The sequence below is a fragment of the Streptomyces sp. NPDC020299 genome (genome assembly GCF_044387825.1).
Classification (GTDB): domain Bacteria; phylum Actinomycetota; class Actinomycetes; order Streptomycetales; family Streptomycetaceae; genus Streptomyces.
Window position 1 is genome coordinate 195,577 of sequence record NZ_JBIRWL010000019.1, and the last position, 7,735, is coordinate 203,311.

Here is a 7,735-nt window from a genome sequence, read left to right on the forward strand (position 1 = left end):
CACTTCGTGGGCAGCGGGACCGCGCCCAGCGGGCCCAGCCAGGGGAAGGTGGGCGTGAGCGGGAAGTACGGGAAGCCCAGGAGACGCGCGAGCGTCTTGGCGTTGCCGAGCATCGGGTAGATCTCCTCCGCCCCGACGATCGAGCAGGGGATGATCGGAGCGCCCTTGCGCAGGGCCGTGGAGACGAAACCGCCCCGGCCGAACCGCTGGAGCTTGTAGCGCTCGCTGAAGGGCTTCCCGATGCCCTTGAAGCCCTCCGGCATCACCCCGACCAGCTCGCCCTGCCCGAGCAGCCCCTCGGCGTCCTCCGCGCACGCCAGGGTGTGGCCCAGCTTGCGGGCGAGCTCGTTGACCACCGGCAGCACGAAGACCAGGTCGGCGGCGAGCAGCCGCAGATGCCGGCCCGCCGGGTGGTGGTCGTGGACGGCGACCTGCATCATCAGGCCGTCGAGCGGCAGCGTCCCGGAGTGGTTGGCGACGATCAGCGCGCCGCCCTCGGCCGGGATGTTCTCGACGCCCTTCACCTCGACCCGGAAGTACTTCTCGTACACCGGGCGCAGCAGGGACATCAGGACCTGGTCGGTGAGCTCCTCGTCGTAGCCGAAGTCGTCGACCTCGTAGTCCCCGGTGAGCCGGCGGCGCAGAAAGGCCAGCCCGCCGGCGATCCGCCGCTCCAGACCGCCGTCACCGCCCTCGTCCCGCGGCTTCTCGAGCGGCGTCTCCTCGCTGGTCACGGGAACATCATCCGGCACGGGTGCCCGGTCGGGCAGCGGCTGCACCTCGCGGACCAGGCCTCCTTCCCCGTTCTTGAGCCTGCTCCCCGCGCTCCGGCGCCGCGGCGGCCGCTGCACGGCGCCCCCGCGGGACCGGTCGTCGTCGAACGGAATGACCTTGGCGTCAGCCATCGTTGCTGCGCTCCTCAGTTGGCGCTCTGCGTCGGGAGGTGGCCGCTGCCCCGCAGGGTCAGCTCGGCGAACCGGTCGACGGCCCCGGCAAGGGCCTCCGGCGGCAGCAGCCCGGGGCCGTGGCCGCGGGCGAAGTCCGCAAACGTTTCAGCAGTCGTGTACTTGGGCTGGAATCCGAGCGTCTCGCGCATCTGGTCGGTCGCCACCACCCGCCCGTGGGTGAGCAGCCGGATCTGCTCGGGCGAGAAGTCCGTCATTCCCAGCGTACGCACCAGGGACCCGGCCCACGTCACGGCGGGCAGCAGCAGCGGCACCGTGGGGCGGCCCAGCCTCCTGGAGCACTGCGAGAGCAGCAGGACACCGTCCCCGGCGATGTTGAAGGTGCCGCTGTTGAGCGTGCCGCGGCGCGGCTCGTGCGAGGCGATCCGCAGCACCTCGATCACGTCGTCCTCGTGCACGAACTGCAGCCGGGGGTCGTAGCCGAACACGGTCGGCAGGACCGGCAGCGAGAAGTACGAGGCGAGCGGGGTGTCCGCGGTCGGGCCCAGGATGTTGGCGAACCTCAGCACACACACGGCGACGTCCGGTCGCCGGCGCGCGAAGCCCCGTACATATCCCTCGACCTCGACCGTGTCCTTCGCGAAGCCACCGCTGGGCAGTGACTTCGGCGGGGTCGTCTCGGTGAACACCGCCGGATCGCGGGGAGCGGACCCGTACACGTTCGTACTGGACTTCACCACCAGCCGCTTGACCGTCGGGGACTTCTGGCAGGCGCCGAGCAGCTGCATGGTGCCGATGACGTTGGTCTCCTTGACCGTGGTCCGGCTGCCCGTGCCCAGCGCGGTGCCCGTCACGTCCATGTGGACGACCGTGTCGGCGCCCGTCTCGGCGAGCACGCGCGCGATGGCGGCCTGCCGGATGTCGGCCTGGATGAAGTCGGCGCCGCCCAGGTGGTGCTCGGGCTGCACCGCGTCCACGGCGACGACCCGGTCCACCTCCGGGTCACGCTGGATCCGTCGTACGAAACGGCCCCCCAACTGCCGGGCCACTCCGGTCACGAGCACGACCTTTCCCAAGATCAGCGCCTTCCTTCCAGCCCTCGTCACAGACTTCGCCCAGCCCGCGTTCCCCGTGTGCGGCCAACTTAGCGGGTGGATGTTGCACTGTGATGACCGCCCGACGCGGCAGGTGACGGAAATTCCCCCTTCGGAATATGACTGTGGCCCCCCACCGGTTTCCCGTGGGGGGCCACAAAGCCACGCTCTCGGCGTCGCCTACTTCTTGTTGCGACGCTGAACGCGCGTGCGCTTGAGCAGCTTGCGGTGCTTCTTCTTGGCCATCCGCTTGCGCCGCTTCTTGATAACAGAGCCCACGACTACCCTCGCTCACTTCTCATCACTCGGCGTTGGGCGCCATGGGCCCATACGACCTACGAGGGGCTAGCCTACCCGCCCGAGCGCTGAGCTCGTAATCGAGGTGTTCCGGAGGATCTCCGGCGGTCGCCGTCAGGCGGTTTCCACCCCCACATAACTCTCTCGGAGGTACTCGTGTACCGCTTGCTCCGGGACGCGGAACGACCTCCCGACCCGGATGGCGGGCAGATGACCGCTGTGCACCAGCCGGTACACGGTCATCTTCGACACTCGCATCACCGAGGCGACTTCCGCCACGGTAAGGAACTGAACCTCGTTCAGAGGCCTCTCGCCAGCTGCAGCCATGACACACCTGAACCTTCCGCACTCGACGGCCACCGGCTTCCCCTTCCGGTGACTCTTCGTCGTTGCGTGCTCACTCCCCAATGTAGGGGCGGGTGATGCGAGTGGGGAAGAGGTGCACCCATCGGCGGCCTACTGTGACAGACACGCTCGATTGAGTACGTAGCGGGTAAGCGGACGGTAGTAAGGGGACCGCACACCGTCATCAAGTGGAACGGCGACCGACACCGATCCCTCGGCCTCTCCCACGAACAGCGCCGGGTCGTCCGTATCGGCCAGCCCGATGGCCTCATACCCCAGCTGACCTGCCCCGCAGACCCAGCCATGGTCCCCGATCACCAATTCCGGCAGCGGGCCTCCCGCCTCGGCCGCCGCCGCCAGCGCGGTCCGAACCGGGAGCGGTGAATGCGTGTGTGCGCCGGGCTCACAACCGGGGCGTTCGGCTTCCGGGTCTCGCATCAGCCCGACGCCTCGTACGTAATCAAGGTTGTGGGTGCGTAGGCCGAACCGGGTCGTTATGTCGACACAGCGACCCTGCGCCGGTGTGAGGACCTCACATCCCGCCGCCGACAAGGCGTCCGCCAAGGCGGCGTAGAAACCGAGCAGCCGATGGGGGTGTCCGGTACCCAGCAGCACCGGTCCCCGCCGCCGGGCGACCACCCCGACCCGCTCCGCGAACGCCTCCAGCGCGGCCAGCGTAAGGTCCGGGTCGATCACATCATGCCCTGAAGTGTGTGCCGGATCGGCCGAAACCCCGCACTTGTCCGCCATCAACGCGATCAGATCCCGCTCTCCCCACGTCCACTCGGGATCTATCCCGATCAACACCCGCGGATCGCCGGCCGCGAAGAGCCGATAACTCCGCAGGCTCACCTCCCTGGAGGTCGCCACAGTCCCGGCCAGCCGGGCAGCCAACAGATGCGCCCGGAGCGCTCCCGTGCTCAACACGGGAGCGATGCTGACGCAAGGGGCGTGCGGCCAGCCGAGGAACAGGGGAAGACCCCACGGTTGGCCTAACGCTTCCCCCGACACGGTCCGCCTGTGCTGGGGGGCGCAGCCCCCCCCGGGCGGGGTTGAAGGGGCGGAGCCCCTGGGGACGGGAAGGGTAGGGGCGGCGGGGGCGGAGAAAAGGGGGCCCAGGGTCCGGCTACGCCAGCAACCCCCGCAACGGAAACACCGCCCGTCGCGTAGCCAACACGGCCTGATCCAGGCGATCAGCCGGGTCGTAACCGTCCTCCCAAGCCGCCCACCCCACCGGCCACCGCCCATCAGTCATCCGCGCCGGCGCCAACTGCCGCGTACGCGCGAACACTTCCTGCCGCCACCCGTCAGGGATCACCGCCTCCGGCGCGACCTCCCGCCCCGCCGCGACCCCCACCAGATGCGTCCACGACCGCGGCACCACCTCCACCACCGCGTACCCTCCCCCACCAAGGGCGACCCACTTCCCCCCGGCGTACTCGTGCGCCAGCGAATGACACGCCACCTGCACAGCCCGCTGCGCGTCCAGCGACACCGCGAGATGAGCGAGCGGATCCTCGAAATGGGTGTCGGCCCCGTGCTGAGTCACCAGCACCTGCGGCCGGAACCCGGCGATCACCTCCGGCACCACCGCGTGGAACGCCCGCAACCACCCCGCGTCCCCCGTCCCCGCCGGCAGGGCCACATTCACGGCCGACCCCTCCGCCGTCCCCGCCGCACCCGTCTCCTCCGGCCACCCCGTCTGGGGGAACAAGGTCCGGGGATGCTCGTGCAGCGAGACCGTCAGAACCCGCGGATCCTCCCAGAACGCCGCCTGCACCCCGTCCCCGTGGTGCACGTCCACGTCCACATACGCGACCCGCTCCGCGCCCAGCTCCAGCAGCCGCGCGATCGCCAGCGCCGCGTCGTTGTAGATGCAGAACCCCGAGGCACCCCCGGGCATGGCATGGTGCAGCCCGCCCGCGAAGTTCACGGCGTGATCCGCGTCCCCCCGCCACACGGCCTCCGCCGCGCCCACCGACTGCCCCGCGATCAGCGCGGACACCTCATGCATACCGGCGAAGGCGGGATCGTCCGTCGTCCCCAGCCCGTACGACCCGTCCGCCGACCGCGGATCCGCCGACGCGGCCTTCACCGCCTCGATGTAGTCCTCCCGGTGGACCAGCCGCAGCGTCGACTCCCCGGCGGGCTTCGCCGCGACGACCTCCACCTCCCGGTCGAGCCCGAAGGCACCCACCAGTCGCCGGGTCAGCTCCAGCCGGACCGGATCCATCGGATGGTCCGAGCCGAAGTCATAGCCCGTTACTGCCTCGTCCCACATCAGCCGTGCGCGCCCGCTCATGCCCGCCACCGTATCGGTCCGGTTGAGCGGCGAACGACCTGGCGTACACCAACGTCACCAGCACCAACACCATCGGCACCAGCATCGCCCCGCGATAGCTCCAGGCGTCCCCCAACGCCCCCACCAACGGCGAACCGACCAGGAAGCCCACGTAGTTGAAGATGTTCAGCCGCGCGATCGCCGCGTCCGACGCCCCCGGGAACAAGCGTCCCGCCGCCGCGAAGGTCTGCGGCACCAACACGCACAGCCCCAGCCCCAGCAGAGTGAACCCGAGCATCCCGACCCACGCCCCCGGCGCACCCGCCACCACCGCGAAACCGAGCGCCGCCACCAGCGCCCCCATCCGCACGACCGTCACGGCCCCGAACCGCCGTACCCCGAGATCCCCGATGGTCCGGCCCAGCAGCGTGGTCACCATGTACACGTTGTACGGAACGGTCGCCAGCTGCTCCGAACTGCCCAGCGTGTCCTGCAGATACTTCGCACTCCAGTTGGAGACGGTCGAGTCCCCGATGTACGCGAACGTCATCACCATGCACAGCGGCAGCAGCAGCTTGAAGACGACGCTCCCGCCGCCCTCCTCGCCCCTCTCCCCCGCCCCCTGGCCGTCCACGGCCACCGGGTCACCGTCGACGTACCACCGGCTGCCCACGAGAGCCGCCGGCAACAGCACCGCCACCACCGGCAGATACGACACCCACAGCGCCAGATGCCAGTGCGCCCCCACCCAGGCCAGCGAGGCCCCGACGATCCCGCCCAGGCTGTACGCAGCGTGGAAGCTGAGCATGATGCTGCGCCCGTACGTCCGCTGGAGGCTCACCCCGAGCATGTTCATCGAGGCGTCCAGCGCACCGACCGCGAGCCCGAACGCGGCCAGGGCCACGCCCAGCTCGGCCATCTCCCCGCCCGCCCCGACGCCCAGCAGGGCCAGCAGCACCACGGGCTGGGACCAGCGCAGCAGCAGGCTGGGCCGTATTCGCTTCACCAGCTGCTCGGTGGTCACGCTGCCGACCCCGGCCAGGATCGGGACGGCGGCCAGGAAGACGGGCAGCAGCCCGTCGGAGACGCCGTACCGGTCCTGGATGCCGGGGATACGCGTCACCAGCAGCGCGAACGTGGCGCCCTGCGCGAAGAAGCTGAACGCCAGCGAGGCCCTACCGCGCCGCAGCACATCTGTCATGGCGGCGAGCGTAGGGCCCCGGCGTACCGGTGGGTAGATCAAGTAGAAGGTGAATTCCGCTCAGCTTTGCTCTCGCCGCTCAGCCGGCGAGTACGACCGCACGCTTCTCGGCTTCCTCGGCCGCCTTCTGCGCCTCGGCCCGCACCAGCTCCTCCATCGGCCCGGCGGCCAGCGCACCGCTGAAGAGCATGCCCAGGACGATCGCGCCGGCCATGATGACCCCGCCCAGCCAGACCATGGTGTCGACGGGGATCGTGTAGGCGCCCACGGCCCGTGCGACGCACTCGGCGAGCAGCACCGCGCCCCAGACGATGGAGAAGACCCGCTCCTTGCGCAGGAAGACCGCCGAGCCGGCCGCGGCGCCCGAGGCCAGCCGCTGCCAGGCGGCTTCCTTGGCGGCGTCGTTCTTCACGAGGAACGGCTTCAGGCCCGCGGTCATCATGGGCTTGCCGAGCGCCACGGAGACCAGGACGCCGATCGCGATCGTGCTGCTGACCGCGCTGTCCTTGGCCAGCATCAGCCGCGGGTCGCCGGAGACGAAGCTGAGCAGGAGGGAGACGACGTTCACCGCGAGGATGAGCCCGGCGAGACCGTTGGTCCTGCGCTCCTTGACCGCGCTCCACGCGGTCCGCGCGGCCGGCACCACGCTGCTCCAGGCGAGCGCCGCGAAGGTGCTCATCCCGAAGGCGTCCTTGAAAAGGTAGTACGAACCGAGAGGCACCGCCACGTCCACGATCAGCGGGGCGAAGTGGTTCTTCTTCTTGCTCGTCTTCGTCGTCATGCCCTCAGCTTCGCGCAGCGGGCCCGTACCGCAGTAGAAACGATCGTCCAGGGCTCGGCATGACATTTGTCAGCCCAGCAGGGCTGACAACTCACCCATGTCGGCGAAGAGTTGCCCGGCGCCCGCGAGCTTCGCCGGAGGCGTCATCGCGGTGAACCCGTACACCTCCATCCCGGCCGCCCTGGCCGCCTGGACCCCCAGCGGGCTGTCTTCCACGACCACACACCGGTCCGGCGCGACGCTCATCCGCTCGGCCGCGTACAGGAACAGGTCCGGCGCCGGCTTGCCCCGCCCCACGTCCTGGGAACTGAAGATCCGCGACTCATCGAACCACCGGTCGAGGCCGGTCGTCCGATGCCCCACCCGGATCCGCTCATGACTCCCGGACGAGGCCACGCAGTACGGCATCCCGTCGGCGACCAGCTTCTCCAGTACGTCGCTCACACCGGCCACCGGCTTCAACTCCCGCTCGAACGCGGCGAAGACCCGACCGTGGAAGATGTCGTCGAACTCGTCCGGCAGCCGCCGTCCCGTGCGCTCCAGGACCAGATCGTGGATCCGGTGCATGGCGGACCCCATGTAGTCGCGGATGGAGTCCTCGTAGGTCGTCGGGTGCCCGAGCTCGGTGAGGTAGGCCGCAAGGAGCCGGTTGGAAATGGGCTCACTGTCGACGAGGACGCCGTCATTATCGAAGATGATCAGGTCGTAGCGCATGCCGTCGAGCCTAAACGGCCTCAACGCAGAAAGCCCCCGCACCGAAGTGCGGGGGCTTTCTCAATATTTGTTCGGCGGTGTCCTACTCTCCCACAGGGTCCCCCCTGCAGTACCATC

The 7,735-nt window shown here is 69.6% G+C and carries 8 protein-coding genes and 1 pseudogene; all 9 read right to left on the bottom strand.

Going from position 1 to position 7,735, the window contains the following annotated elements; translation table 11 throughout:
* Nucleotides 1-905 (bottom strand): annotated as a pseudogene (locus ACH45E_RS37100) (lysophospholipid acyltransferase family protein); the annotation flags it as partial.
* Nucleotides 906-919: 14 nt separating this feature from the next.
* Nucleotides 920-1,981 (bottom strand): NAD-dependent epimerase/dehydratase family protein, encoded by a 1,062-nt coding sequence (locus ACH45E_RS37105; RefSeq protein ID WP_361449210.1) that lies wholly within the window; start codon nt 1,979-1,981, stop codon nt 920-922.
* Between the two features lie 198 nt (nt 1,982-2,179).
* The gene (locus ACH45E_RS37110; protein WP_003948845.1) at nt 2,180-2,278 is read right to left on the bottom strand and encodes a 30S ribosomal protein bS22; all 99 of its coding nucleotides are present in this window, start codon (nt 2,276-2,278) and stop codon (nt 2,180-2,182) included.
* A 132-nt stretch (nt 2,279-2,410) separates the two neighbouring features.
* Entirely contained in the window at nt 2,411-2,623 is a 213-nt protein-coding gene (locus ACH45E_RS37115; RefSeq protein ID WP_004984898.1) for a helix-turn-helix domain-containing protein, read from the bottom strand.
* A gap of 129 nt (nt 2,624-2,752) precedes the next feature.
* Complete coding sequence (locus ACH45E_RS37120; protein WP_361449207.1) at nt 2,753-3,568, bottom strand: phosphatase; 816 nt, start codon at nt 3,566-3,568, stop codon at nt 2,753-2,755.
* Between the two features lie 199 nt (nt 3,569-3,767).
* Nucleotides 3,768-4,943 (bottom strand): acetoin utilization protein AcuC, encoded by a 1,176-nt coding sequence (locus ACH45E_RS37125; protein WP_361449204.1) that lies wholly within the window; start codon nt 4,941-4,943, stop codon nt 3,768-3,770.
* Nucleotides 4,894-6,123: an MFS transporter gene (locus tag ACH45E_RS37130; protein ID WP_361449201.1), complete on the bottom strand. Its 1,230-nt coding sequence runs from the start codon at nt 6,121-6,123 to the stop codon at nt 4,894-4,896. The genes ACH45E_RS37125 and ACH45E_RS37130 overlap by 50 nt, the downstream gene beginning before the upstream one ends.
* A 79-nt stretch (nt 6,124-6,202) precedes the next feature.
* Complete coding sequence (locus tag ACH45E_RS37135; protein ID WP_361449198.1) at nt 6,203-6,904, bottom strand: VC0807 family protein; 702 nt, start codon at nt 6,902-6,904, stop codon at nt 6,203-6,205.
* Nucleotides 6,905-6,973: 69 nt separating this feature from the next.
* Nucleotides 6,974-7,618, bottom strand: coding sequence for an HAD family hydrolase (locus ACH45E_RS37140; RefSeq protein WP_361449195.1), 645 nt, complete (start codon nt 7,616-7,618; stop codon nt 6,974-6,976).
* Between the last annotated feature and the right edge of the window lie 117 nt (nt 7,619-7,735).

Bases quoted from the DNA above. Each gene is read 5' to 3' on its own strand.
- ACH45E_RS37115 (WP_004984898.1), bottom strand. From the start codon at position 2,623: ATGGCTGCAGCTGGCGAGAGGCCTCTGAACGAGGTTCAGTTCCTTACC.
- ACH45E_RS37125 (WP_361449204.1), bottom strand. From the start codon at position 4,943: ATGAGCGGGCGCGCACGGCTGATGTGGGACGAGGCAGTAACGGGCTAT.
- ACH45E_RS37130 (WP_361449201.1), bottom strand. From the start codon at position 6,123: ATGACAGATGTGCTGCGGCGCGGTAGGGCCTCGCTGGCGTTCAGCTTC.
- ACH45E_RS37135 (WP_361449198.1), bottom strand. From the start codon at position 6,904: ATGACGACGAAGACGAGCAAGAAGAAGAACCACTTCGCCCCGCTGATC.
- ACH45E_RS37140 (WP_361449195.1), bottom strand. From the start codon at position 7,618: ATGCGCTACGACCTGATCATCTTCGATAATGACGGCGTCCTCGTCGAC.